At 45.4% G+C, this 24,843-nt stretch carries 28 protein-coding genes and 1 riboswitch; of the genes, 26 read left to right on the top strand and 2 right to left on the bottom strand.

Features of this window, described 5'->3' with window-relative positions; translation table 11 throughout:
* Nucleotides 1-500: 500 nt before the first annotated feature.
* The 9 genes from cyoE (at nt 501) to ABLT31_RS10480 (ending at nt 7,362) form a co-directional block, all read left to right on the top strand.
* The gene (gene cyoE / locus ABLT31_RS10520) at nt 501-1,427 is read left to right on the top strand and encodes a heme o synthase (protein ID WP_367751472.1); all 927 of its coding nucleotides are present in this window, start codon (nt 501-503) and stop codon (nt 1,425-1,427) included.
* Nucleotides 1,428-1,522: 95 nt separating this feature from the next.
* Nucleotides 1,523-2,548 (top strand): MFS transporter, encoded by a 1,026-nt coding sequence (locus tag ABLT31_RS10515; protein WP_367751471.1) that lies wholly within the window; start codon nt 1,523-1,525, stop codon nt 2,546-2,548.
* A complete protein-coding gene (locus ABLT31_RS10510; protein WP_367751470.1) occupies nt 2,533-2,679 on the top strand; it encodes a hypothetical protein in 147 nt (48 codons plus the stop codon). Before ABLT31_RS10515 ends, ABLT31_RS10510 begins: the two co-directional genes overlap by 16 nt.
* Nucleotides 2,680-2,918: 239 nt before the next feature.
* Nucleotides 2,919-3,710 carry a DUF2797 domain-containing protein gene (locus ABLT31_RS10505; protein ID WP_367751469.1) on the top strand — a complete coding sequence of 264 codons (792 nt, stop codon included), beginning with the start codon at nt 2,919-2,921 and terminating at the stop codon, nt 3,708-3,710.
* A 131-nt stretch (nt 3,711-3,841) separates the two neighbouring features.
* A complete protein-coding gene (gene gcvH, locus ABLT31_RS10500) occupies nt 3,842-4,225 on the top strand; it encodes a glycine cleavage system protein GcvH (protein ID WP_367751468.1) in 384 nt (127 codons plus the stop codon).
* Between the two features lie 30 nt (nt 4,226-4,255).
* The gene (locus tag ABLT31_RS10495; RefSeq protein WP_367751467.1) at nt 4,256-4,489 is read left to right on the top strand and encodes a DUF2553 family protein; all 234 of its coding nucleotides are present in this window, start codon (nt 4,256-4,258) and stop codon (nt 4,487-4,489) included.
* Nucleotides 4,490-4,683: 194 nt separating this feature from the next.
* Nucleotides 4,684-5,100, top strand: coding sequence for a hypothetical protein (locus ABLT31_RS10490; protein ID WP_367751466.1), 417 nt, complete (start codon nt 4,684-4,686; stop codon nt 5,098-5,100).
* Between the two features lie 284 nt (nt 5,101-5,384).
* On the top strand, nt 5,385-6,170 hold the full coding sequence (sigI, locus tag ABLT31_RS10485; RefSeq protein ID WP_367751465.1) for an RNA polymerase sigma-I factor: 786 nt from the start codon (nt 5,385-5,387) through the stop codon (nt 6,168-6,170).
* Nucleotides 6,157-7,362 carry an anti-sigma-I factor RsgI family protein gene (locus tag ABLT31_RS10480; protein ID WP_367751464.1) on the top strand — a complete coding sequence of 402 codons (1,206 nt, stop codon included), beginning with the start codon at nt 6,157-6,159 and terminating at the stop codon, nt 7,360-7,362. The genes sigI and ABLT31_RS10480 overlap by 14 nt, the downstream gene beginning before the upstream one ends.
* A gap of 40 nt (nt 7,363-7,402) precedes the next feature.
* Here ABLT31_RS10480 and ABLT31_RS10475 read toward each other — a convergent pair whose 3' ends face one another.
* On the bottom strand, nt 7,403-7,681 hold the full coding sequence (locus tag ABLT31_RS10475; RefSeq protein ID WP_367751463.1) for a hypothetical protein: 279 nt from the start codon (nt 7,679-7,681) through the stop codon (nt 7,403-7,405).
* A 556-nt stretch (nt 7,682-8,237) separates the two neighbouring features.
* On the opposite strand from ABLT31_RS10475, the gene ABLT31_RS10470 reads away from it, so the two are divergent.
* The 16 genes from ABLT31_RS10470 to ABLT31_RS10395 all read left to right on the top strand — a co-directional run bounded on the left by ABLT31_RS10470 (nt 8,238) and on the right by ABLT31_RS10395 (nt 22,776).
* The gene (locus tag ABLT31_RS10470) at nt 8,238-8,543 is read left to right on the top strand and encodes a hypothetical protein (protein WP_367751462.1); all 306 of its coding nucleotides are present in this window, start codon (nt 8,238-8,240) and stop codon (nt 8,541-8,543) included.
* Between the two features lie 151 nt (nt 8,544-8,694).
* Nucleotides 8,695-10,275 carry a phosphoenolpyruvate carboxykinase (ATP) gene (gene pckA / locus ABLT31_RS10465; RefSeq protein WP_367751461.1) on the top strand — a complete coding sequence of 527 codons (1,581 nt, stop codon included), beginning with the start codon at nt 8,695-8,697 and terminating at the stop codon, nt 10,273-10,275.
* 393 nt (nt 10,276-10,668) lie between these two features.
* Nucleotides 10,669-11,457 carry a Fe-S cluster assembly ATPase SufC gene (gene sufC / locus ABLT31_RS10460; RefSeq protein WP_367751460.1) on the top strand — a complete coding sequence of 263 codons (789 nt, stop codon included), beginning with the start codon at nt 10,669-10,671 and terminating at the stop codon, nt 11,455-11,457.
* 13 nt (nt 11,458-11,470) lie between these two features.
* Nucleotides 11,471-12,781: a Fe-S cluster assembly protein SufD gene (sufD, locus tag ABLT31_RS10455; RefSeq protein ID WP_367751459.1), complete on the top strand. Its 1,311-nt coding sequence runs from the start codon at nt 11,471-11,473 to the stop codon at nt 12,779-12,781.
* On the top strand, nt 12,778-14,004 hold the full coding sequence (locus ABLT31_RS10450) for a cysteine desulfurase (protein ID WP_367751458.1): 1,227 nt from the start codon (nt 12,778-12,780) through the stop codon (nt 14,002-14,004). The genes sufD and ABLT31_RS10450 overlap by 4 nt, the downstream gene beginning before the upstream one ends.
* Nucleotides 13,988-14,419 carry a Fe-S cluster assembly sulfur transfer protein SufU gene (gene sufU / locus ABLT31_RS10445; protein WP_367751457.1) on the top strand — a complete coding sequence of 144 codons (432 nt, stop codon included), beginning with the start codon at nt 13,988-13,990 and terminating at the stop codon, nt 14,417-14,419. The genes ABLT31_RS10450 and sufU overlap by 17 nt, the downstream gene beginning before the upstream one ends.
* A gap of 44 nt (nt 14,420-14,463) precedes the next feature.
* Entirely contained in the window at nt 14,464-15,861 is a 1,398-nt protein-coding gene (gene sufB, locus ABLT31_RS10440; protein ID WP_367751455.1) for a Fe-S cluster assembly protein SufB, read from the top strand.
* A 150-nt stretch (nt 15,862-16,011) separates the two neighbouring features.
* A complete protein-coding gene (locus tag ABLT31_RS10435) occupies nt 16,012-17,442 on the top strand; it encodes a bifunctional metallophosphatase/5'-nucleotidase (RefSeq protein WP_367751453.1) in 1,431 nt (476 codons plus the stop codon).
* Between the two features lie 24 nt (nt 17,443-17,466).
* Nucleotides 17,467-17,727 carry a DUF6154 family protein gene (locus tag ABLT31_RS10430; protein ID WP_367751451.1) on the top strand — a complete coding sequence of 87 codons (261 nt, stop codon included), beginning with the start codon at nt 17,467-17,469 and terminating at the stop codon, nt 17,725-17,727.
* Nucleotides 17,728-17,798: 71 nt separating this feature from the next.
* Nucleotides 17,799-18,101, top strand: a complete 303-nt coding sequence (locus ABLT31_RS10425) for a YunC family protein (protein ID WP_367751449.1) — start codon at nt 17,799-17,801, stop codon at nt 18,099-18,101.
* Nucleotides 18,102-18,391: 290 nt separating this feature from the next.
* A complete protein-coding gene (locus ABLT31_RS10420; protein WP_367751447.1) occupies nt 18,392-19,186 on the top strand; it encodes a thymidylate synthase in 795 nt (264 codons plus the stop codon).
* Nucleotides 19,183-19,671, top strand: coding sequence for a dihydrofolate reductase (locus ABLT31_RS10415; RefSeq protein ID WP_367751445.1), 489 nt, complete (start codon nt 19,183-19,185; stop codon nt 19,669-19,671). Before ABLT31_RS10420 ends, ABLT31_RS10415 begins: the two co-directional genes overlap by 4 nt.
* A 59-nt stretch (nt 19,672-19,730) precedes the next feature.
* Nucleotides 19,731-19,933: riboswitch (cobalamin riboswitch) on the top strand.
* Between the two features lie 144 nt (nt 19,934-20,077).
* Nucleotides 20,078-20,839: an energy-coupling factor ABC transporter permease gene (locus ABLT31_RS10410; RefSeq protein ID WP_367751443.1), complete on the top strand. Its 762-nt coding sequence runs from the start codon at nt 20,078-20,080 to the stop codon at nt 20,837-20,839.
* Entirely contained in the window at nt 20,840-21,151 is a 312-nt protein-coding gene (locus ABLT31_RS10405; protein ID WP_367751441.1) for an energy-coupling factor ABC transporter substrate-binding protein, read from the top strand.
* Nucleotides 21,135-21,905: a cobalt ECF transporter T component CbiQ gene (gene cbiQ / locus ABLT31_RS10400; RefSeq protein ID WP_367751439.1), complete on the top strand. Its 771-nt coding sequence runs from the start codon at nt 21,135-21,137 to the stop codon at nt 21,903-21,905. Before ABLT31_RS10405 ends, cbiQ begins: the two co-directional genes overlap by 17 nt.
* A gap of 34 nt (nt 21,906-21,939) precedes the next feature.
* Nucleotides 21,940-22,776: an energy-coupling factor ABC transporter ATP-binding protein gene (locus tag ABLT31_RS10395; RefSeq protein ID WP_367751437.1), complete on the top strand. Its 837-nt coding sequence runs from the start codon at nt 21,940-21,942 to the stop codon at nt 22,774-22,776.
* A 278-nt stretch (nt 22,777-23,054) separates the two neighbouring features.
* Here ABLT31_RS10395 and ABLT31_RS10390 read toward each other — a convergent pair whose 3' ends face one another.
* Nucleotides 23,055-24,095, bottom strand: a complete 1,041-nt coding sequence (locus tag ABLT31_RS10390; protein WP_367751435.1) for an alpha/beta fold hydrolase — start codon at nt 24,093-24,095, stop codon at nt 23,055-23,057.
* Between ABLT31_RS10390 and yunB the strand changes: the two genes are divergently transcribed.
* The gene (gene yunB, locus ABLT31_RS10385) at nt 24,061-24,798 is read left to right on the top strand and encodes a sporulation protein YunB (protein WP_367751433.1); all 738 of its coding nucleotides are present in this window, start codon (nt 24,061-24,063) and stop codon (nt 24,796-24,798) included. The genes ABLT31_RS10390 and yunB overlap by 35 nt on opposite strands.
* The last annotated feature ends 45 nt before the right edge of the window (nt 24,799-24,843 follow it).

Below are 24,843 nucleotides of genomic sequence, written 5' to 3'. Positions count from 1 at the left end.
TTAGGTTCACTTCCTTTCTCGTTCAGTATAAATAAAATAAACCCTTACATCCCTTAGAAAAAAGGACGAAAGGGTTTTGCTTCCGCGGTACCACCTTATTTTGGCATAACTGCCCACTCAGACGTTGATAACAGGGGACGTCCCTGTCCAGGTTATTTCCCTGGATGCTCTGGGGCGGGTACAGAAAGGCAATAGCGACAACGGCTTGCAGCCTGGGCCGTTGCTCTCTGGTTCGCATGACACTTCCTGGTTCCCCATCATTGCAAATAGCATAATTGAATATACTTTATAATTATGCATGAGGGCAGGAAAAATAGTCAAGATAAATTCAATAATTTTTTGCTGATGCGGCGGTCGCCAAAAACTGACTTTGCCTTGACATAGAAGGAACAGGCAAATACAATTGATATGTTACAACTGTAGTCATAGTTTTTACTAGAAAATAAAATCAGTCACTAGTGGTTTTAAGGAGATAAATAGGGTTTGAAAGGGGTTTAAGAATGGAAACGTCCGCAACTTATAATCAGTCGGCGACGGAGGAAGCGGAGGACAGGGTGCTGCAGCCTATATCCTGGAGAGATTACATTGAAGTCACGAAGCCGGGAATAGTCAAGTCAAACCTGATCGTCATCGTTACCGGCTTCTGGTTAGCATCAGCTTGGTCGGATTCGTTTAGCTTTTTGCTTTTTTTGGTAACGGTCATCGGGAGCTCGCTCGTGATGGGCGGGTCTTGCGTGCTGAATAATTACCTGGATCGGGATCTGGACCTGAAGATGGAGCGCACTAAGGATCGCATTATTGCTTCAGGACGAATGAGTGCCCGATTTGCTTTGATTTATGGCATGGCGCTCATTCTCGTTGGAACGACCATGCTGGGCATCTGGGCCAATTCCTTATCGGCTTTGCTCGGGTTGATTGGTGCTTTTGTCTATGTTGTAGTGTATACCGCATGGATGAAAAGAACGACTCACCTAAATACGGTAGTCGGGGCTATCTCCGGGGCCATGCCGCCGATCATCGGCTGGGCGGCCGTCACGGGAAACCTGGAAGAGGGAGCTTGGATCCTATTCGCTTTCTTATTCTTATGGCAGATTCCTCATTTTCTCGCTTTGGCCATCATGAAGTCAGATGATTACCGCACGGCGGGATACCAGATGCTTCCCGTCGTAAAGGGATTTCTTGAAACGAAAAGACAGATTCTCATTTGGACTGCAGCGCTCGTGCCCGTTTCGCTGTTCCTATACGCGGTTGGCGTAGTAGGCAAGATTTACTTTGTAACAGCTACCGTCCTCGGATTGGGTTGGCTGGCTCTTGCGGTTGCCGGATTTTTCGCAAAGGATGTCATGAAATGGGCACGTCAGATGTTCGCCTATTCTCTCATCTATCTCGTGCTTCTATGCATAGTGATGATGGTCAATGCGCTATAAATTTAAAATGTACTGCAGTAATGAAACCTCGCTGGCATGGCGGGGTTTCTCTATGGAATGGGAAAGTTTAATATAGGATTGCAGGTGAAAAATGAATGAAACGGCGCTTTAGAGATCCGCGGGAGGAGAGGTATCGTTTCTATACCTTAATTTTGTCCGTAGCGGTGGCCGGACTGAGTCAAGGGCTGACCTTGCCGCTGCTTTCGATCTTGATTGAGAAGGCCGGACATTCCTCCGTATTAAACGGCTGGAATGCTGCAGCCTTGTATATTGGGATGCTTGTTGCCTCGTTCTGTGTAGAAAGGCCTCTTCGCCGCTTTGGATACAAGCCGATGCTCTTAGCCGGGATGATCATTGTAATGCTTGCATCCCTATTGATCCCCCTATGGCAAAGCCTAATTTGGTGGTTTGCTTTGCGCTTTCTGATCGGGGGTGGAGACAGTGCCTTGCACTACGCGTCACAGCTCTGGATTACTTCGACGAGCAGTGAATCGAACAGGGGGAAAAATATCGCGATGTATGGATTTGCCTATGGTGCGGGTTTCAGTATCGGTCCGTTTGGGGTCAATCTATTGTCCATAGGTGTGTGGGTTCCTTTTCTGCTCGTCGCTCTTTTTTACATCCTATCGTTTGTTTTGGTGCTTCGCTTAAGCAACGACTATCCGGAACAAGCGGCAAAGCAAGAGAAAACCTCTTATCTCCGCACGGTTTCTTTGGGCTGGTATGCCTTGATCCCCGCCTTCCTCTACGGTTATATGGAAGCGGTCATGAACGGCAGCTTTCCCGTCTACGCTTTGCGTACGGGAATCTCTGAAGGATGGGTTTCTGTTATGCTTTTCTCGTTTGCGGGAGGAGCCCTCTTAACTCAGATGCCTTTAGGCATATGGAGCGATCGCGTCGGGAGAAAGAAAGTGCTCATGGCAGCTGGGGCGATTGGTGCTGCAGGGTTTGCTTCCGTTCCCTTGGCGGGAGATAAGGCGGCACTGATCCTATTCATCTTTGCCGTTACGGGTTGTTCTGTCGGTTCCTTCTTTTCCCTGGGATTGGCCTACTTGCTGACACGGTGCCAAGGCATATGCTCCCGAGTGCCAACGTGCTGGCCGCCATGCTGTTTAGCATAGGCAGTATGATTGGACCGGGCATGGCTGGGATGGGAATCCAATATATTCACCCGAACAGCCTTGTTTTACTTTTTAGGGTTCGTATTCGCCGCATTCTTTTTCCTTGGATTCCGCGCAAGGCAGACCCATAGCAAGTCGGAACAGCAGCAAGAAAGCGCCATATAGTGGGATCTTGACCAATCTTGGATGATTGCGTTATGATCATAAATGAGCTAGCCACTAGATAAGATTAATAGTCTTGCCGATGAAACCGACTCCTGGAAGGAGAGGATGAAGGAGGCAAGGCTTTTCTTTTTTTGCCATGACAAAAAAATCATTAATTGTTCGGTTGCTTGGCACCGGCCAAGTTTTCGGGTTGAGGAGGAAAACGATGAGCTATAGCGGATTTTTGAAGGGCTTGACCCATGAATATAAGAGCCCGATTGTTTATCAGCTGCCCTTGGGTGAAGATTGCGTAGTATTGAATGACTGGTTGGGGAAAACCGTGCGCTTGAGCTTCCTGGGTGAAATGGAGTGTACGAACTGCGGGAGAAAGATAAAAAAAACCTTTAATACCGGTTACTGCTATCCCTGTGTGATTTCTTTGCCGGAGACGGATCTGTGCATTGTGAAGCCGCATGAATGCCATTATCATGCCGGAACATGCCGCGATTCGCAGTTTGGGGATACGCATTGCATGATTCCCCACTATGTCTATATTGCTGTCAGCAGCGGGATAAAAGTGGGCCTTACCCGCAAAAGCAATGAAATGAAGCGGTGGGTTGACCAAGGGGCTATTCAAGCCATTCCGATCGCGGAAGTTCCCAATCGGAAGATGGCTGGAGAGCTTGAGGTTGCATTGGCTGCACATTTCCCGGATAAAACGGATTGGCGAAAAATGCTTAAAGGCGAGGCCGAGCTTCTCGATTTGCTGGAACTGAGAGAAACCGCGTTTTCCTATTTCCCGGAAGAGTTTAAGCCTTATGCGATCCGCGAAGAGCAATGGGTCGAAGTTGTCTATCCGATGATGGAGTCGGTAGGGAAGGTAAAGGCCTATAACCTGGACAAGCAGCCCGAGGTGGAGGATCGATTGATTGGGATTAAGGGGCAATACTTGATTTTTGAGCAAGCCGTGCTGAATATCAAAAAGTATACGGGGTATAAAATAGAAATTTCAGCATAAGAGCCCTTTTCTGCACTAAAAGAACTGGATATGGGAATGGCTTATTGTGTATGATAGGCTAGTAAACGCTAGCGAATTTTACCGCTGAATATGGTAAAATAATCTAGATCATACATAAGGAGGTTTCATGGATGAGCTATCCAGCCGAATTAAGGTACAGCAAGGAACACGAATGGGTTCGTGTTGAAGGAAACAAAGCGTATGTTGGTATTACTTTCTTCGCTCAGTCTGAGCTAGGGGACATTGTGTTCGTGGAGCTTCCATCCGTAGGGGATGAAGTGGTTCAAGACAGCTCTTTTGGAAGTGTCGAGTCTGTAAAAACCGTATCTGAGCTTTATGCTCCAGTTAGCGGGAAGGTTCTTGAAGTCAATGCGGAACTGGAAGATTCTCCTGAACTTGTCAATGAATCCCCATACGAGAAAGCCTGGATGATTGTGGTTGAGCTAGAAGATCCATCCCAGGTCGATGGGTTAATGACGGCTGATGAATATGAAAACATGGTTAAGGAAGACTAAGACCATCCTCTTTTAAGGAGATGATGGATTATGGCTGATTTATCACCGCGCACGGATATCACCGAAAGAATTCGGGGTGAGATTAGGGAGAATGCCATTATCTTGACCATGCATGGCAAGCCTATTGGGCATATTCCTTTTGACGCTTCATGCGTCCTGATGGACCAGGGTTATGAAGTGGATGATCAGCGCATTTTCCGTGTCGACAATACAGGTATTCCACAGCCCTCGCAATATGTGGACTGCGAAAACGGCTGGTGCTAATAAGCACCGGCTATTTTTTATTTTATTTATTGCCTCCTTCCATCTAGCAATCCACTTGCTTTTCCTTCCATTCACCCCAACATTTAAACCTAGGAAACCGGAATACTCCCCATTAAAATAGAATATAAATGAACAAAGTTTCGGCCAACTTTAAGATCATCCAATGGTTGGGGAAATGAAGGGGAGGAGATCCAATGAGTTTCTGTTGTGGAGCGAGTATGATTGGAGCGCTCGGCAGCCTGCGTCACCACAAGACCTATGTCAATAATGTACCGATACTTCACTGTCCGGTTTGCAATCGGATCGACGTACACCCTACTGTAGAAGAAGAATTTGAAATCTTGTCGGAGTACGCCCAAACGGATGATACGCCTGAAGTGGACTTCAAAGAGTATGTAAACAGCGAATCACTGAAAAATATTTTTGAAAATTGTACAGTTATTGATGAAGGGCGAATCGATGAAGTATACCGACAACAAATCGATTCCGCTTTAGACCTTCTTTCTGTGGCAAAGCAATTGAAAGACCGCGAATGGGAAGACACGCTTAAAAAGAGATTAAATCGATTAAGCGAGCGCCTAAATAGATGGAAAAGCCAAAAGCAAAGATAAGACCAAAGGGTGATAGTCTTTCCATATCGGGAAGGCTATCATTTTTTTAGGGACTAGTATGTACCTCCATGAGTTTACATCCTTAATCCGCATAAATTCCCCAGCTTTACATCAACCCTGCGGGTCGAATTTGAGAGTTTACCCACCCCTTGATGTAAAGCTTGGGAAAAAAGCTTCCTCAAAAGGTCGCCTGGCTTCCCAGAAATTTCCTTAATGAAGCTTTTTTTCATAGACGGACACAAAGCAAAACGTCCATACGAATAACTGTGGTGTGAGGTGAAAACATGTTTTTAACCCGCTTCCTAGGAAAGCGTTCTTCACAACCGTCGGCAGCCAAGATTGAACTTGAAGAGGATATCCGCTTGGCTCAAAACGGGGATTTGGACGTTAGAAATCAATTAATCAGCAATTATACGCCGTTTATTTCACAGGTTGCCTCGAAGGTGTGCAAACGATTTATAGATCCTTCCCGAGACGACGAATTCAGTGTGGCCATGGAAGCATTTGATGAGGCGATCAGCAAATATACAATAGGGAAAGGGAGTTCTTTTCTTTCTTTTGCTGACCTTGTTATACGCCGACGAATCATCGATTATATACGAAAAGAATCGAGACATCGCGGTCAATTGTCATTCGAACATACGATCGACGGAGAAGAGGAATCCGATCTCTCTCCCGTCGAGACGCAGGCTTCAATTCAGCGGTATCAGCTTGATTTTGAAGCCCGCCTGAGGCGTGAGGAAATTGAGCATTACAAAGAGAAATTGGCGGAGTTCAAAATCGACTTGATGGAGCTTCCGGAAATTTCCCCTAAGCATGCCGATGCCAGGCAAAATGCCATCCAGGTGGCCAGGGCCCTCGTAAGAAGCGAAAGGCTCAGGTCTCTATTTACAGAAAAAAAGAAGCTCCCGATGAAAGAGTTGATGAACGAAGTGGAAGTCAGTCGGAAAACAGTGGAACGCAATCGGAATTATATTGTTGCTATCATCCTTCTGCTTATGGAAGATTACCAGTACCTCCAAAGTTACCTGCAAATTGAAGAGAAAGGAGGGTGCGTTGCCGTTGAATAAGGGTATTGTCATGGAATCTGGGGAAAAGTGGACGGTTGTCCTTACTCCGCATGGTGAATTTGTAAAAATCCCGGCACACCCTCACCACCTGGAAGGTAGGGAAGTTTTTTTTCATCCGGCTGCAGTAGGTGCCACTTCAGTCAAGAAGAGTAGAATCCCCAAATGGGCAAGAGGCCTTTCCGCTGCGGTTGCCTGTTTGCTTCTACTTATTACGGTGTTCCCTTTTGGGGGAGGGACATCTGCCTACGCAGCGGTAACCATCGATATTAATCCCAGCATCGAGCTCGAAGTGGACCGGGATACTCTGGTTATTAACGCTAGTTCCCTGAATGAAGAGGGACAGGAGATCCTGCAAGCCTTTGACTGGAAAAACAAGCGGTTAACCGTCGTTACGGTGCAGATAGTTGAGATAGCCGAGCAAAAGGGCTATATGAATGCAGAGAACCGAGTGCTTATCACAACAACATACTATGAAGAGGAAAACGAAACAAAGAAAACGATTGAACCTCTTTTAGAAGAAGTGACAGAATCGGTCAGCACGGAAAATGAAGTTACTTTTGTCATCGTTGAAGGCAAAAAGGAGTGGCAAGAAGAGGCGAAAGAAAAGAAAGTCCCGCCAGGAGCCTATATGCTCGTCAAGCAGGCTGAAGAGCAAGGGATCCAGCTTACGGGCGAAGAGGTGAAAAGCGGGGAGCTCGATCAGCTTCTTCCTGTAACGGGAGTGAAGGTCATCCCTGTCAAAGCCAAGAAAGAAAAGGACAATAAGCGGGATAAAGATAAAGAGGAAAAGGAAGAAGATAAGGATAAAGGAAAAATGATCGAGAAGCCTTCTTCTGGGCAGAAATCTGATATTCCGGATTCTACCTCACCCCAAGCACCGGTGTTAGAAAAAAAGAAGGAAAAAGAGGAGAAGGAAGAGCGGGAGAAGGATCAGGATAGATCGGAACAGAAAAGACAAGATGCGGAAAAAAAGCAGGAAAAGAAAGAACAATCGAATCAAGATCAAGAGAAGGAGGCGCCGGGAAAGGTGCCTCCTAAAGTGCAAGAAGAGAACAAAATTCCTAATAATGGGAAGAATAAGGAATCTGATGATCGGGATGACGACGATCGCAAAGCTAAGGATAGAGATAGCGAAAAAGAAACAAATCATTCCTGGAACCAGGATCGTGGCAAAAAGGAAGATAACGATTAAAAAGCGGGGCGTAAGTTCGATGATGAACTTGCGCTTTTTTTTAGGCAAAAATGGAAGAGCGCGTCCCTCTTGCATCTATGCCTGTAAAGGTTTGCGGATTAAAGTCATCCCAATAGGTCGCATTGGACAGGATAGCTGGCTGGTCCCGAGTGAGGTCTTTATATTGGCATTCGCTCAGATATTGATAGGCAAAGCGATTCAAGAAGCGGATCCTCCAGATTCGTTTTCCTTGCATGGAGATAAAATAGGATGTAAGTTTCTCGCATTGTACTTCCTGCTGATTAACGACCTTCTGGCAGGGCGGACAATAAAACTCCATTTTCATACCTCCTGAAAAAAATATCTTTCTATTATTATACATTATATTGGATAGTCTTGGATAAAAAAGGTGATGTTTAATTCACAATATTCCGTCTAAGATGCATATAATACTATACAGCTCTCTATTAAACGACGGGAGTGAGAGTGGGATGTTTAAAAGGAGTAAAGAAGACTGGTTGATCTTTTGGATATCTGTCCTTCTATTCGCGTTGTTGGTCATCGGTTCGCTTTACACCTGAGAACGGCCTGGTATCAGGCCGTTTATTTTTTACTGTAAGAATTGATAACTTCGATATATCAATTGACAGCACGAGGAAAACTTGTAGTTTTCTTGTTAGGGGGGGGCAGCCGCCCTAAGTCATAAAACTGTAATAGTGGGCAACATCGGTGACCATGTTACGATGGGGGAAGATGGAGAGGAGTGGATTTTATTTGCTTGCGACCGTTTTTATCCTGCAAATATGTCTATATATATTTATAATCATTCATATTGTTCGTTCCAAATATAATAAATCTGCTGTCTCGAGGATTGATCCGCGGTATGATACATCTCTGTGGAGAGGCAAGGTCAGAAGTCTAAGGGATGGGAGCATTTTCATTGCGGGGAAATCGATGCGGTTGTTTATAGTGAAAGCTTTTTTCTAGGCTACGCTGAACAAGGGTATCCGCTTGTTGCTATACCTTATTATCAGCTCCTTGAGATTCATACCTATCCGGAGAGAATGGATGTGATCATGTGGGCGCCAAACAAAAATGGAAAAAGATTAATCAGTATAAACGGAGAAACGAATCAAATGATAAGACTGGCAAGCAAAATACAATTTCTTTTGAGAAAACGCAAAAAAGAGTGCGAAGTGTAAATGGTGGAGGATTCGGACACATTTTTGTCACATTACACTGGAGTATAGATTATAATTTATTGTGGACTATTTGTTCAAATGTGTTATACTAATGATCATAGAGAAACGACAATTAGGATCTATTTAGATGGAAAATCGGGAGGAACGACAAATGGATACAAAGCTTAGCTTAGAAGTGAATGAGGTATTAGCTGCGGGGAAAACGCACTTTAATCTATCAGTACCTCAATTAGTAGAAGCAGCCATTCGAAAAGGGGAAGCAACTCTTACTGAAAGCGGAGCCCTTCGAGCTGAAACAGGCAAATATACTGGTCGCTCTCCCAAGGATAAATTCATTGTTGATGAACCCTCTGTTCATGATAAGATTGCCTGGGGATCGGTTAACCAGCCTATCGACGCGGCGAAGTTCGATAAACTATATCAAGATGTGCTTGAATACTTAAACGGAAAAGAGCTTTTCGTTTTTGACGGATTTGCCGGTGCAAATGAGACATACCGTTTGCCTATTCGCGTCATTAATGAATATGCTTGGCATAATTTGTTTGTCCACCAGCTTTTCGTGAGACCAACACAAGAAGAACTGAAATCTCATGTGGCAGGCTTTACAGTAATCGCAGCACCTGGTTTTGAAGCTAGACCTTCCGTTCATGGAACGAATTCGGAAACCTTTATCATCGTCAGCTTCTCCAAGAAAACCGTTATCATCGGCGGAACGAAATATGCGGGTGAGATGAAGAAATCGATTTTCAGCGTAATGAACTATTTATTGCCTGAACGACAAGTCATGCCGATGCACTGTTCTTCTAATGTAGGAGAAAAGGGAGATGTAGCGTTATTCTTCGGTCTTTCCGGAACAGGAAAAACAACGCTTTCCGCTGATCCTGCTCGCCGCCTTATTGGAGATGACGAGCATGGCTGGTCTGATCTAGGCGTGTTCAATATCGAGGGAGGTTGCTATGCAAAGTGCATTAATCTTTCTGAAGAAAAAGAACCACAGATCTGGAATGCCATTCGATTCGGTTCTGTATTGGAAAATGTAGTTGTTGATGAGCAAACGCGTATTCCTGATTATGACAACGGAAGCCTAACAGAAAATACGCGTGCGGCGTATCCGGTTGACTTCATCCCAGGTGCAATGATTCCAGGCGAAGCAGGTCACCCTCAAGTTATCGTTTTCTTGACGGCTGATGCGTTTGGTGTGCTTCCTCCAATTTCTAAGCTGACTAAAGAACAGGCAATGTACCATTTCCTTTCTGGCTATACCAGTAAGCTTGCTGGCACAGAACGTGGGGTAACTGAGCCGGAAGCTACGTTCTCCACTTGCTTTGGAGCTCCGTTCCTGCCTTTGCAGCCAAGCGTTTATGCTGAAATGTTAGGAGAAAACATCAGCAAGCATAATGCCCAAGTTTATCTTGTTAACACAGGATGGTCTGGTGGCCCTTATGGAATCGGAAAAAGAATGAACTTGAACTATACAAGAGCTATGGTGACGGCTGCAGTAAACGGCAGCTTGAAGGAAGCAGAATATGTGAATGACCCTATCTTTGGCTTAGCTGTACCTCAAGCGGTAGAAGGCGTGCCTAGCGAAGTGCTTTTGCCAAGAAATACATGGGAAAATAAAGAAGCTTATGATCAGAAAGCAAAAGAACTTGCTTCCCGTTTCGTGAAGAACTTTACGAAATTCGAAGGCGTGGCAAAGGAAATTGCTGAAGCAGGGCCAAAAGCTGAATAATGAAAAAATAAGGCACCGAGAATTCGGCGCCTTATTTTTTAGTTAGCTTTAGGTTTTTTCCTGCCAGGATTGGATAACAGTGGTATAATAATGGACGGACTGTAGAGTGGCTTTCTCTAGAACTTAACTGGATAAAAAACGGTTAATCTGACACTTGATGCAAATACTAAACAATAGTACCATTAGGCAGAAATAGACAACCTTACCTAGAATGCTTGTAATGCTCGGGCACACTTTTTAAACAAAAATATTTAAAAAATATACAAATAGTGTTTCCTTGATTTAATTATCTGTTATACTATATATTATAAAAGAGCTGATAATCAATTGAGAATTAGTTACATTTGTTTCCAGTTCTGATTGAGGTTCGAATGGAATGGAGGATGAAGGTTCATGTCACAAGTACCGCATTTGAAAATAGAAGATTTACGGGTTTCTGTTGAAAATAAAGAAATCCTCAAGGGGTTAAACCTCGAAATAAAGGGTGGAGAAGTTCATGCCATCATGGGTCCGAATGGTACGGGGAAAAGTACATTGTCTTCTGCTATCATGGGTCATCCCAAGTATGAAGTGACCAGTGGGGCTGTAACCCTGAACGGGGAAGATGTCCTTGAAATGGAAGTGGATGAGCGTGCACGCAAAGGACTTTTCTTGGCTATGCAATATCCGAGCGAAATCAGCGGTGTCACGAATGCCGATTTCCTCCGCAGTGCGATTAACGCCCGCCGTGAAGAAGGAAATGAAATTTCTCTAATGAAATTCATCCGCGAGATGGAAAAGAAGATGAAGACATTAGAAATGGATGAAGCGTTCAGCCATCGCTACCTAAACGAAGGATTCTCCGGCGGGGAAAAGAAACGCAATGAAATTCTGCAGATGATGATGCTGAATCCGCAGATTGCGATACTTGACGAAATTGATTCCGGTTTGGATATCGATGCGTTAAAGTTCGTAGCCAAAGGGGTAAATGAGATGTTAAGCCCTGAGCTTGGCGTTCTTGTGATTACTCACTATCAGCGCCTATTGAACTATATTAAGCCGGATTTTGTTCATGTTATGATGCAGGGTCGAATCGTAAAATCTGGCGGTCCGGAACTAGCGGAGCGTCTAGAGGCTGAGGGTTATGACTGGATTAAGGAAGAGCTGGGAATCGTAGACGAAACCGTTGGCGCTGAAGCGTAGAGGGGGTGCTGACATGAGCGTGGAAACAAAATTGAAATTCGACCGTGAAGCCATTACCCAATATTCGAAGCAATCCGGTGAGCCGGAATGGATGACCAGCCTTCGTTTGCAAGGGTTTGACCAATACTCTCAGTTGCAACTTCCGAAGTTGGAAAAGATTAAATTAGATAATTGGAATGTAGATGGATTTGTTCCTTTCGCAACACATGCACCTGTTGCGGAAACCAATGCTTTGCCTGAAGAAATCCAGGCTCTGATTGCCCAAGGAGAGGGAGAGCAGAAGGCCATACTGGTTCAGCGCGATGCCTCTGTGATTTATACTTATATTCCAGAAGCGCTAAGAAGCCAAGGAGTCGTGTTTGGAGACTTGCAATCTGCACTGGCTACGCATGGAGAAATGATTCAAAAGCACTTCATGCAAAAGGATAGCAAGGTGAATTCCCATAAGCTATCAGCGTTGCATGCTGCGGCTTGGAGTGGCGGGGTGTTCCTTTACGTACCGAAGAATGTGGAGGTTAATATTCCAATCCAGGCTGTATTCTATGCTACGGGGAAAGATGCAGGATTATTCCCTCATGTGCTGATTGTGGCTGAAACTCACAGTTCCGTTTCCTATACAGATACGTACCTGAATTTGGGTGAAACGGAAGGAATCCACAATGGAGTGGCGGAAGTACACGTCGGTCCTGGAGCAAAGGTGAAGTATACATCCGTTCGCACGTTTGAACAATCCGTAACGGATTATATCCATCGCCATGCTACCGTAGAAAACGATGGCCGCATGGAGTGGGTTTTAGGAGAAATGAACGATAGCAATACCGTGACGGAGAATTCAACTCATCTTTTAGGGAATGGATCAACATCAGATTCCAAGCTTGTTACGATCGGTTCAGGAACTCAAAGGGAGAGTGTGGTCTCTAAGGTCGTTCATACCGGCAAGCATTCCGACAGCCAAGTTTTGGTAAAAGGGGTACTTAAGGACGAGGCAACAGCCATCTTGAACGGCGTTACCTTCATTGAGAAAGGGGCAACCAAATCCAATGGGGAGCAAGCTGAAAATGTCCTCATGCTTAGCCCTAAGGCCCGTGGGGATGCCAATCCCATTCTTCTCATCGATGAAGATGATGTAAAGGCGGGTCACGCGGCCAGCGCTGGACAGATCAATCCAATGCAAATCTTCTATCTCATGTCCCGCGGGATCAGCAAGAAGGAAGCTCAGCGCTTGATCATTGATGGCTTTGTAGCGCCTGTGGTCGATGAGATTAAGCAACCGGGTGTGAAGGCTCTTCTGGAGAGGACTATCGAGAGGAAAGTATCACAATGAATATAAAAGAGATAAAGTCCCAGTTTCCTATTCTAAATCAAGAAGTCAATGGACATCCGTTGGTTTATTTGGATAGTGCGGCTACCTCTCAAAAGCCGATCCCTGTCATTGAAGCGATTGAGGATTATTATCGCAGATATAATTCTAATGTGCACCGCGGCGTTCATACATTGGGAACGTGGGCGACTGACGCTTACGAAGGCGCGAGGGAGAAAGTAAAAAAATTCATTAATGCCAAAGAATCAGCGGAGATCATATTTACACGCGGTACGACGACTTCGCTCAATATCGTTGCGAATTGTTATGCCCGCGAATTCCTAAAGGAGGGCGATGAAATCGTCACTACCTTAATGGAGCATCACAGCAACTTGATTCCATGGCAGCAAGCAGCGAAGCGCACAGGCGCAACGCTGAAATATATTCCTTTACAGCCAGATGGTACCGTGAAGCTGGAAGATGTGGAAGCTGCGATCACAGAGAAAACTAAGCTCGTATCGATTGCCTTCGTCTCGAACGTCATGGGGACCATTCATCCGATCAAGGAAATCGCTGAAATTGCCCATCGCAATGGAGCTTTGATTTGTGTGGATGCAGCTCAAGGGGCGCCCCACCTGAAGATCGATGTGCAGGATCTTGACTGTGATTTTCTTGCCCTATCCGGACATAAGATGGCTGGCCCTACTGGGATTGGCGCTTTATACGGAAAGCGGGCCCTGCTCGAGAAAATGACTCCCTATGAATTTGGCGGAGAAATGATTGATTTTGTGGAGCTTTATGATTCCACGTGGAAAGAACTCCCCTGGAAGTTTGAAGGGGGAACGCCAATCATTGCAGGGGCCATTGGATTAGGTGCAGCGATTGATTTTCTGCAGCAAATCGGCATGGATAATATTGAGCGCCATGAGAAACAGTTGGTTGGATACGCTATGGAGCAGCTTCGCCAGGTAGACGGATTGACCATTTTTGGACCAGAAGAGCGGAGCGGTCTGGTTACGTTCAATCTTGATGATGTCCACCCGCATGATGTGGCAACGGTATTGGACGCTGAAGGAATTGCTGTCCGGGCCGGCCACCATTGCGCCCAACCGTTGATGAGATGGCTTAACGTAACGGCAACGGCACGTGCAAGCTTCTATATATACAATTCGGAAGAAGATATTGACGCGCTGGTGAAAGGCTTAAAAAAGACAAAGGAGTATTTCGGAAATGTCTTCCTTGGATGATTTATACCGCCGCGTGATCATGGATCATTACCAAAATCCGCGCAACCGCGGACAGCTTGACGATGATGGTTCAGTTACCGTTAACTTGAATAACCCGACCTGTGGGGATCGCATCCAGCTTCAGATGAAAGTCGAAGACGGGATCATACAGGACGTCAAATTTTCAGGTGAAGGATGTTCCATCTCGATGTCTTCGGCTTCCATGATGACGCAAGCGATCAAAGGAGCGACCGTGGAGGAAGCTCTTAAGCTTGCCGATATCTTCTCCCGCATCATGAAGGGAGAGGACATCGAAGAGGATGACCTGGACTTAGGAGATATTGAAGCATTGCAGGGAGTGGCAAAATTCCCTGCACGCATTAAATGCGCTACACTAGCTTGGAAAGCTCTTCAGCAGGGCACGAGCCAAGAATAGCGATCAGCCTGCTTTTAGGAGGGGCTAATAAAGGAGGGAGAATTATGGCTAAAAAGGCACCTGAGTTGTCGGAATATCAATATGGCTTTGTTGACAAGGATGTCTCTGTTTTCCGTACCAAAAAAGGCCTAACGAAGGAAATTGTTGAGGAAATCTCCCGGATCAAGGATGAGCCGGAGTGGATGCTTGAATTCCGGTTAAAGGCGCTTGACTTGTTTTACAGCATGCCTATGCCGGAATGGGGCGGAGAGCTAAAGGATTTGGATTTTGAATCGATCACATATTATGTTAAGCCATCTGAAAAGCAAGGGAAAACGTGGGAAGAGGTCCCTGCTGAGATTAAGGCGACGTTTGATAAATTAGGAATTCCAGAAGCCGAGCAAAAGTTTCTGGCAGGGGTATCTGCCCAATATGAATCTGAGGTGGTTTACCACAGCATGCAAGAGGACTTGACGGAATTAGGTATTCTATTTACCGACATGGATTCCGCGGTTCGTGAGCATCCAGAGATCGTCAAGCAATACTTCGGTACCGTGATCCCATCTGCGGATAACAAGTTTGCTGCCCTGAACAGTGCGGTTTGGTCAGGCGGAAGCTTCATCTATGTACCTCCGGGTGTGAAGTGCGAACAGCCTTTGCAAGCCTACTTCCGAATCAATTCGGAAAACATGGGACAGTTCGAACGGACATTGATTATTGCGGATGAGGATAGCTTTGTACATTATGTAGAAGGCTGTACGGCTCCGATCTATTCTACAGATTCGCTTCATAGCGCTGTCGTGGAAATTCTAGTCAAAAAAGGTGCTCGATGTCGTTACACCACGATCCAAAACTGGTCGGCAAACGTTTATAACCTTGTGACCAAGCGTGCCATCGCGCATGAGGACGCGACGATGGAGTGGATCGATGGGAATATCGGCAGCAAGCTTACGATGAAGTATCCGGCGGTGGTGATGGTCGGCCCTCGCGCGAAGGGAGTTGTGATCTCCATTGCTGTTGCAGGAAAAGGGCAGCATCAACACGCAGGGGCAAAAATGACCCACTTGGCTCCGGACTGTTCTTCGACCATTGTTTCTAAGAGTCTTAGCAAGCATGGAGGAAAAGTAACCTACATGGGATTGTCCCGATTTGGGCGCAATTCTGCTGGATCCAAGTCCAATATCAAGTGCGATACCATCATCCTGGATGATATCTCAACTTCAGATACGATCCCTTACAACGAAGTTTTAAATGATCAAGTTACCCTTGAGCATGAGGCAACCGTCTCTAAGGTAAGCGAAGATCAATTGTTCTATCTCATGAGTCGCGGACTCTCCGAGGATGAAGCTACGCAAATGATCGTCATGGGCTTTATCGAGCCTTTCACTAAAGAGCTTCCGATGGAGTATGCCGTAGAGATGAACCGATTGATTAAGTTCGAGATGGAAGGGTCAATTGGATAAATACCGAAAATCCCGGAGCGCTCCGGGATTTTTTCCTATAATAGCTAGAACATAAAAGACAAGGTTTATAAATACATAAAGATCTAGTATTATGAATATTAGGTATATAAATTGTATTGGAGTTTGGACGGCAGAAAAGGGGGGAGGATGTTGTCATCTGAAAAGCTCCATATTTTGCATACGAACGACATTCATAGTCACTTTCAGCAAATACCATACATAACTGGAGGAATCCGAAAGCTAAAGAAGGAACTCCAAGATCGTGGAGAGTCCGTCATTGCGGTTGATCTGGGTGACCATGCGGATCGCATGAGCCCCATTACCGAAGGTACATGGGGACAGGCTAACGTCAAAGTCATGAATGCCACAGGTTATCAATACGCTTCCATTGGAAACAATGAAGGCCTGACTTTCCCTAAGCAAAAGCTTTTATCTTTATATGAGAAGGCTAATTTCCAGGTACTATGTGCCAATGTGCTGGATATTGAAACAAATGCAATCCCCCCGTTTATGAAGCCGTATGTGATTCAACAAATAGGAGCCTTGCGCGTTTGCTGGATCAGCGTGACTGTTGCATTCCCGGTATATGATTTATTGGGTTGGAAGGTATTGGATCCCATTTCGACTGTTCAAAGGATCGTTAGTGAGGTAAGAGAACAAGCAGATCTTGTAGTCTTGCTTTCCCACACGGGATTTCGCAATGATCAAAGGCTTGCCCAGGAAGTAAATGGGATTGATATTATCATAGGGGCGCATACTCATGAATTGCTGGAAACCGGAGTGGTGGTAGGGGATACCTTTATCATTCAAGCTGGGAAGTTCGGTCAGTATCTGGGACAAACTACGGTTGAATTTGACAAGCATACAAAAGGGATTATAAGTATAACGGGAATATGCCACCCCGTCTCCTCTTTTCCCAAGGCTGAGGACATGGCAGAACTCATCCGGCAGCAAGAGGTTTCGGCTAATCAAGTATTGTCCCCTGATATCGTTACGCTTGACCACGATTTTCACATCAGCTGGGAAGAAGAGTCTCCGCTAGGCAATTTATTGGCAGAAGGAATACGGGATTGGGTAGGATCCGAAATTGCTATGGTGAATGCGGGACAGCTGCTATTTTCTCTCTCAAAGGGTTCAGTTACGCGAAAAGACCTGCTGACCCTCTGCCCGCATCCGATTAATCCCTGCAAGCTTATCATTAAAGGAAAATTTATTCGGAGCATATTGGAAGAAGCATTGACGGAACAAAGCATTCACCGACAAGTAAGGGGACTGGGCTTCCGGGGGAAAGTCCTGGGATGGATGTGCGTGGATGGAATGACCCTCCATTATGATATGAATCAAGCCGAAGGAAAAAGGATACAGTGCATTCTTATCCAGGAGAAGCCCTTGGAAGAAGAGAAAACGTATTCTTTAGGAACGATTGATATGTTTACGTTTGGCTGGATTTTTCCCCTTTTTAAGGAAGCGGAGAAAGTTGATTTATTTCTTCCCGAATTCATTCGTGATGTCTTAGCCAAAGAGCTAAAAAGCAGAGACGCCTTGGAACGGAGCAGCAAAGCAAGATGGATTCACGTCTAACATAATCTACTTGGAGGTGACGCAATGAAATTTATCGATGACCTTTATAACCTTTACCGGGATCATCTGACAGGAGATGAAGAGGATGCCATCGCCATTGTCCTGGGAGTGCTGCAAGAACAGGATCGTGAGGATATGCTGAAGCTGATCTCAGAGATGAACGAAGAAGAAGTCTTTCATATGTTAAGCATGTTCCTCATTGAACTGATGAGGCAAAAGATGGCTACAGAAGGAGTGGGAACGGCCACTTTGGATACGGACCCGACAAGGGATAGTTTTCACTAAGCGCCCTCACACATCCTCCCTTGAACACATATGATACGTTAGAAATATGTTCTATAGGGGAGGACAGAATTGTGGTTGATGTGAAGCCTATTACCCTTGAAGGACATCAGGTGGTAGCCATTTCAGTCCAATTGCCGAAGACGACCTTGCTTGTCGTGACAACCGATAAAGGGTATATCATGTGCGGTGCGTTGGATGTGGCTTTGCTTAATGAAAGATTAAGCGATCGCAATATCATTGCCGGCCGAGCATTGGGTGTGAGAACGATAGAGCAGCTGCTGGAGGCCCCGCTCGAGTCCGTTACCAAAACGGCGGAGGCCCATGGCATCAAGGCCGGCATGAGTGGTAGGGATGCGATATTGAAGATGGTATAAAGCGAAGAGGGGGTGGCCCATGGGATATCATGGGGCTCCTTCTCTTTTTTTGGAACCCTCCTTTTGTGCATGAAATGTGAGTATTGGACATTTCGAAACATACCTATAGAGGTAAAGTGTTGAAACATAGCCTATATTCGTTTAAGATTGGAAAGAAAATGGCTGCTTTATTGCAAGATAAGCGGTCATGGTACAGACAATTAATGATCGATGAAAAGTAAATTTTCATAATACCGCTACTACGATATCGAATTGCCATATTAAGTGATTGATGAGGTGATCAACGCCCTATGAAACAATATCTTGACTTATGCAAACATATTCTAGACAACGGAGTCAGAAAAGATGACCGGACAGGCACCGGTACCATCAGTACATTTGGATATCAAATGCGGTTTAACTTAAAAGAAGGATTCCCGCTTATAACCACGAAAAAGCTTCATCTCAAATCGATTATTCATGAACTTTTATGGTTCTTAAAAGGGTCTACCAATAATAATGAACTGGAAGAGGTAGGCGTCAGAATCTGGAGGGAATGGGCAAAGGAAGACGGAGAGCTAGGCCCGATTTACGGGAAGCAGTGGAGATCGTGGGCTTGTGAAGATGGTTCAACTATCGATCAGATCGAACAAGTAATTAAAGACATCAAAACTAATCCTGATTCCCGGAGACTTATCGTCAGTGCGTGGAATGTAGCCGATATTCCTAAAATGGCGCTAGCTCCCTGCCATGCATTATTCCAATTTTATGTTGCCGAAGGAAAACTTTCTTGTCAGCTATACCAAAGATCAGCGGACGTCTTCCTAGGCGTTCCCTTTAACATCGCATCCTACGCTCTGCTAACGATGATGATCGCGCAGGTGTGTGACCTTGAGCCAGGAGATTTTGTTCATACCTTTGGGGATGTTCACATCTATGCGAATCATCTCGAGCAAGTCAAGCTGCAATTGACCAGAGAACCAAGATCCTTACCGGTGATGGTTCTTAATCCGGAAGTCAAGAACATCTTTAACTTTAAATATGAAGATTTTGAGCTTCAAAACTATGATCCTCATCCGCACATTAAAGGAGAGGTTTCCGTATGATTTCAGTGATAGTCGCTATGTCCAGGAATCGGGTGATCGGAAAGGATAATAAGATGCCATGGCACCTGCCAGCCGATTTGGCCTATTTTAAGCGCACGACGATGGGGCATACGGTACTCATGGGAAGGAAGACGTTTGAATCGATGGGGAGGCCGCTTCCAGGAAGGAAAAATGTCATCCTAACTCGTCAAAAAGATTATCAGCCTGAGGGCTGTATGGTTCTTCATTCTATTGAGGAGGCCCTGGCTGCATTTAAAGGGGAAGAGCTTTTTGTGATCGGCGGCGCAGAGATCATTAAAGAATTCTTGCCTGTTGTGGACAGGCTTTACCTTACTCTCATTGATGAAGAATTTGAGGGAGATACCTTTCTCCCCGAGCTTCACCTCGAAGATTGGGTAGAGTGTTCGAGAACGGATGGAGAAACTGACGAGAAGAATACTTATCCTCATACCTTCCTAGTTTATGATCGAAAGTCTGCCGTCTGAAAAGTTTTATATGGACATCTTTGCCATTCTGAAATATAGTTAGAACTAACAAATGAATATCCTAAAATTTATGGATAGGTGTATTACGTGGTTCACGCTGTGTCACGTATTGCTTAATAGGGAAGCTGGTGAAATCCCGGCACGGTTCCCGCCACTGTAAATCGGAGCAACCTGCAAATGGCCACTGTCTGAAAGCTGGGACGGGAAGGTGCAGGAAGCGGTGATGATGAGTCAGGAGACCTGCCTAGTCCAATTGGAACAAAACCTACGGGAAATAGGGAGGTGTTTGCAAAAAGGAACGTCACGTGTGCAAGTACGTGTAATTTTTCAGTTCCGTGAATGCAATTTCTCAGCACTCAACCCTCGAAGGTTGGGTGCTTTTTTATGTTTACTATGGAGGGGAAAAATGAAAAAACCATTAGTGTCATTACCAATTTTGCTGATTGCGGCCCTAACCGTTTATTTCTGGGCCAACTCCTCTGAACCAGCCTATGCAATGCATATTATGGAGGGTTTTTTGCCCCTAGGCTGGGTGATTTTCTGGTGGCTGCTGACCATACCTTTTCTGATCGTGGGGTTCCGTTCTATTCGCAGCAAAATTAAAGAACATCCTGAGCTGAAAACCATGCTCGGCTTATCTGGTGCTTTTGCTTTCGTATTATCGGCTTTAAAAATCCCATCGGTTACAGGAAGCAGCTCCCACCCAACAGGGGTAGGTCTTGGAAGCATTTTGTTCGGGCCAACAGCCATGGGTGTTCTTGGTACGATTGTTCTTTTGTTTCAAGCCTTGCTGCTCGCCCATGGAGGACTTACTACACTAGGAGCCAATGCTTTCTCCATGGCCGTCGTCGGGCCCTTTGTTGCCTATGGCGTTTATGTGCTTAGCCTCCGGCTGAAGGTATCCTTTTCCGTCGCTGTTTTTTTAGCAGCCATGCTGGGCGATCTGGGCACGTATTTGGTTACCTCCCTTCAACTGGCGCTTGCTTTTCCGGCTGAGGTAGGAGGAGCAATGGCTTCGTTTGCCAAGTTTTCCAGCATCTTTGCCCTAACGCAAATTCCGATTGCCATAAGTGAGGGGTTATTGACCGTCATCGTGATGAACTTGATTAGCAAATATAATATGAGCGAATTAAAATGGCTAAAAATTCCCGTAAAGGAGGTGCGCTAATTGAAAAAAAATATTCTGCTGCTTTTCCTTGCTGTTATGATTGCCGTTATTCCCTTATTAATGCAAAAGGATTCTGAATTCGGAGGGGCCGATGGGCAAGCCGAGGAAGCGATCGGGGAGATCGCGCCTGACTATAAGCCGTGGTTCGATGCGATATGGGAGCCGCCGGGCGGGGAAACCGAGAGCCTGTTATTTTCCCTTCAAGCGGCGATGGGGGCCCTCGTGATTGGCTATGTCGTAGGCTATGGGCGTGCCCGAAAAAAATACTCCATGGAGTCTAAGAACAAGCTGCCACATGCTACAGGTCGATAAATATTCCCATACCAGTCCATTAAGAAGCATTCACCCAATGGAGAAAGCGGCTTTCTGTTTATCCTATCTCTTGTTTTCCCTAATTACGAAAAGCCTGAGTATTGCACTTGTTACCTTTATGGTGATGAGTGCCGTGCTTCTCCTGCAGGCTAAAATTCCTTGGCAATTTTATATAAAACTCTTAATGCTTCCTTTCTTTTTTCTTCTGACCAGCGTTATAACCCTAGTTTTGTCCATAGCTCCCATTGAGGTTGCCTTGACTGGCTCCTTATGGGACATCAGGGTGGCCTTGTGGCAAATTTACGTGACAGGGGAAAGCGTTCTGAAAGGATTGCAACTGATCGCTACGGTTTTGGCATGCATTAGCTGCATGTATCTGCTGATCTTGACTACACCATTGCCAGATCTGCTTTGGATGATGCAAAAGGCCAGGGTTCCCTCCCTTTTTATTGAGTTAGTAGCCTTCACGTACCGTTTTATTTTTGTATTGCTTGAGAAAAGTCAGGAGATCTATATCGCCCAAGCAAGCCGGTTGGGGTATAGAAGCTATAGAGATTGGCTTGCTTCTTTGGCTCAGCTTATTGTGGGATTATTTATCAAGGCGCTGCAGTCGGCAAGAGAGCTGCAAATTGCCATGGATTCACGGGGGGGAGAAGAGATGTATCCCATTGATATCGCTCAGCCATATAAGCGCAAGCACTGGATAGTCATTGGCTGTTCTGTGTTCCTTCTTGCTTTGCTAAGTACCCTCTAGCTGTCAAAATGATAATAACGAGGAGTTTCCTTTTATGTCTGTCCCCATTCTTGAATTAGAACATATCTCTTATAAATATCCTGATGGGACCATCGCTCTTCAGGATATTTCCCTGACCATTGAAAAAGGAAAAAAGATTGCCCTGTTGGGCAATAATGGTGCGGGGAAGTCCACATTTTTCTTACACCTCAATGGAATCCTGAAACCTACTAGCGGAGTGATGCGCTGGAAGGGAGAGAATCTGTCCTACAGCCGCAAGGAGATGAGCTTGCTCCGCAAACATGTGGGGATTGTGTTCCAGAATCCAGATTCGCAGCTGTTTTCAACGACAGTGTATGAGGATATTACCTACGGCCCGCGAAACTTAAAGCTATCAGCAAAAGAAATAGAGAAGGTTGGTCAAGACGCTATGGAGTTGACTGAGACTGCAGGCTTGAAAGATAAGCCGCCCCATTTCCTAAGCATCGGGCAGAAAAAAAGAGTAGCCATCGCGGGAATCTTGGCCATGAATCCGGAAATCATGGTGCTGGATGAGCCGACGGCTGGTCTGGATGCGTACTATGCCAAAAAGATAATGGACGTGCTTTGCCAATTGGCCACACCAGACAGAACCATGATTCTCTCCACTCATGATGTGAATCTAGCCTATGAATGGGCGGATATGGTGATCATTTTGCATGATGGGAAAATGGTTTCCAAAGGAAAGCCGGAGCTGGTGTTCCAGGAAACAGATATCTTGGAACAAAGCCATCTAGAAAAGCCCTGGATGATGGAGGTTTATGAGCAAGTCATAAGAAAAAAAAGCCGAGAGCCATACAACTACCCTAAATCGAAAAAAGAGTTTCTGGCTTTCCTTGAAGATATTCTGTAGGAATTGGGGGTGATTGGTACGTAACCGGGACGTACCAATCACCCCCATTTTGAATAAGCGGAAAAACGACACCTAAAATCAAAATTGAACTAGAAAAAATCGATATAGCTGGAGAAGCGCCACCTAATTCACTTCAGTGGCATCATTTAGCCCATTTCAGCGCGAATAGTGGTCGATTTTCCACCTAAACGCTCAAGATGGACCATGGTTTGGAGATATAGTTGTCGAATGTCCACTTACTTCCGATCTCCCGGCCTTACTCCCCGCCCTGATCCCAGCTATATTCTAGGAAACACCCCTGGATCATTTGGCAAATCCTCCAAGCCCTGATAAGGGGAAAAATATTCAACAGGCATTTCCTCAGCGGGACGTTGATGGGTATAAATGAATTGCTTCACTAAATCATTCATTTCAATGGCCGCTTTTGTAGGGAGATGGTGCTTTACCTCGCTTATAAACTTTAATTCATTATTGGGCAGGCATTCATGCAGCAGCTGGGCATATTGGAAAAAGCGCTGATCCTTAGCCCCGTAGAGCAGCAATACGGGATGGTTAATTTCTCGCAGCCGGGAAGTGCAGTTATATTCCAGACCATAGCTGTAATATTCCCGGATGTTGCGGGCGGTTCCTCTTTTGGCTTCTTTAAATTGTTCCTGAAATAGCTCTTTTGTATCTGAATTGGTGGAGGATACAGCTCGGGCCAATAACCTGACCCCGCCCGCTCCGGCAATAGCGGCCCCTAGTAAAATCCGGCTTCGTAAGTTTTTGTCCAGGATCTCGGAAATTCCCCCCAAAACAATCCCGCCGATAGCTCGATTCGGGTATCTCAGCAAAGTCTCCAGTACAATGGATCCTCCCATTGAATAACCGCAGAAATAAGCTTTTTTTATCCCTAGCTCATCCATGATCGCTGTCATGTCGTCAGCGATGAGGGCATAAGTGATGGGCAGGGAAGAGGAGGAGCTGTGTCCATGCCCGCGAATATCAAAGGTGATGACTTGGAAATGAGGGGAAAGATCCCTGACTTGATAGCTAAATCCCTTACTGGTCAGTACAGGTGGATGGATAAATAATATGGGGATTCCTTTGCCGTAAGTATCATAGTGCAAAATAGCCCCGTTCACATTGATCTTGGGCATGTTTTCTTGTTCTCCTGTCAATTTAGGATGGATGGTTCTTTTTAGTTTAAGTGTTTGACTGGCATGGTATACCCCTTTCTTAGCATAGGTTGTATAGAGGGGGTGGAGTATGGCCAGGTTCAGGACGGGAAGAAGGTTGAATGGAATGAAGCCTTTTAGCTTTAAGACGGCCTTCTTCATTTCATTTACCATCTTCTTATTGATATCTTTTCAAACTTTTTTATATATTGAGAGACAGCTCGAGCCCGCCATGCTGAAAATTGCCATGACGAAGGTAGAGCAATTGGCCGCAGATGCCATTAATGAAGCGATCAGCAAGCGAATTGCGGAGGGGGTAGATTTTAAGGAACTCGTTTATTTTCAGGAGGATAAAGAGGGGCAGATTCGCGCCATCCTTTTTAACTACAACGAGCAAACCAGGATTGTAGGGGAAGCCACGGCTAGAGTGAGCAACACCTTAAAAGAACTCGAGTCGATTCCGCTGATTATTCCTCTCGGTCAGGCGCTTGACAGCAATATTCTTGCGATGATTGGGCCAGATGTTCCCATTACCATGGTGCCGATGGGCTCGGTGCAGGTCAACATGGTGCCTGAAATTCGAGAGGCCGGGATTAATATGGTACATATCAATGTTTTTATTGAAATCCAAGCCAAGGTTCAAGTGGTGATTCCGTTTACGACCGAGCCTACGATTGTAAAAACGCAGATCCCTATCACCCAAGCACTGTTTATGGGTGAGGTGCCTGATTTTTATTTCAAAGGATCCGGATTGCCCGAGGAAGGGAAAGGACCAACGTTTCTGCCTCCTTTGCAGCTGGATGGCAATAACTTTAAGATGGATTCGCCAACGCCAATGCCAACAGCGCCCAACAATACCCCTTAATAGATTACCAATGAGCAAAAAAAGAGAAAGAGACCTTTTCGGAAA

This window comes from Ammoniphilus soli (assembly GCF_040813775.1).
This window is presented reverse-complemented; position numbering and strand designations above follow the sequence as displayed.

Coding starts and splice junctions, on each gene's coding strand:
- ABLT31_RS10420 (WP_367751447.1), top strand. CDS start 18,392: ATGAAACAATATCTTGACTTATGCAAACATATTCTAGACAACGGAGTC.
- sufC (WP_367751460.1), top strand. CDS start 10,669: ATGTCACAAGTACCGCATTTGAAAATAGAAGATTTACGGGTTTCTGTT.
- ABLT31_RS10390 (WP_367751435.1), bottom strand. CDS start 24,095: ATGAAGAAGGCCGTCTTAAAGCTAAAAGGCTTCATTCCATTCAACCTT.
- ABLT31_RS10490 (WP_367751466.1), top strand. CDS start 4,684: ATGAGTTTCTGTTGTGGAGCGAGTATGATTGGAGCGCTCGGCAGCCTG.
- ABLT31_RS10495 (WP_367751467.1), top strand. CDS start 4,256: ATGGCTGATTTATCACCGCGCACGGATATCACCGAAAGAATTCGGGGT.
- sigI (WP_367751465.1), top strand. CDS start 5,385: ATGTTTTTAACCCGCTTCCTAGGAAAGCGTTCTTCACAACCGTCGGCA.
- cbiQ (WP_367751439.1), top strand. CDS start 21,135: ATGCTACAGGTCGATAAATATTCCCATACCAGTCCATTAAGAAGCATT.
- sufD (WP_367751459.1), top strand. CDS start 11,471: ATGAGCGTGGAAACAAAATTGAAATTCGACCGTGAAGCCATTACCCAA.
- ABLT31_RS10510 (WP_367751470.1), top strand. CDS start 2,533: ATGCTGTTTAGCATAGGCAGTATGATTGGACCGGGCATGGCTGGGATG.
- ABLT31_RS10410 (WP_367751443.1), top strand. CDS start 20,078: ATGAAAAAACCATTAGTGTCATTACCAATTTTGCTGATTGCGGCCCTA.
- cyoE (WP_367751472.1), top strand. CDS start 501: ATGGAAACGTCCGCAACTTATAATCAGTCGGCGACGGAGGAAGCGGAG.
- ABLT31_RS10475 (WP_367751463.1), bottom strand. CDS start 7,681: ATGGAGTTTTATTGTCCGCCCTGCCAGAAGGTCGTTAATCAGCAGGAA.
- ABLT31_RS10515 (WP_367751471.1), top strand. CDS start 1,523: ATGAAACGGCGCTTTAGAGATCCGCGGGAGGAGAGGTATCGTTTCTAT.
- yunB (WP_367751433.1), top strand. CDS start 24,061: ATGAAGCCTTTTAGCTTTAAGACGGCCTTCTTCATTTCATTTACCATC.
- sufU (WP_367751457.1), top strand. CDS start 13,988: ATGTCTTCCTTGGATGATTTATACCGCCGCGTGATCATGGATCATTAC.
- pckA (WP_367751461.1), top strand. CDS start 8,695: ATGGATACAAAGCTTAGCTTAGAAGTGAATGAGGTATTAGCTGCGGGG.
- ABLT31_RS10450 (WP_367751458.1), top strand. CDS start 12,778: ATGAATATAAAAGAGATAAAGTCCCAGTTTCCTATTCTAAATCAAGAA.
- ABLT31_RS10415 (WP_367751445.1), top strand. CDS start 19,183: ATGATTTCAGTGATAGTCGCTATGTCCAGGAATCGGGTGATCGGAAAG.
- ABLT31_RS10430 (WP_367751451.1), top strand. CDS start 17,467: ATGAAATTTATCGATGACCTTTATAACCTTTACCGGGATCATCTGACA.
- ABLT31_RS10505 (WP_367751469.1), top strand. CDS start 2,919: ATGAGCTATAGCGGATTTTTGAAGGGCTTGACCCATGAATATAAGAGC.
- ABLT31_RS10395 (WP_367751437.1), top strand. CDS start 21,940: ATGTCTGTCCCCATTCTTGAATTAGAACATATCTCTTATAAATATCCT.
- sufB (WP_367751455.1), top strand. CDS start 14,464: ATGGCTAAAAAGGCACCTGAGTTGTCGGAATATCAATATGGCTTTGTT.
- gcvH (WP_367751468.1), top strand. CDS start 3,842: ATGAGCTATCCAGCCGAATTAAGGTACAGCAAGGAACACGAATGGGTT.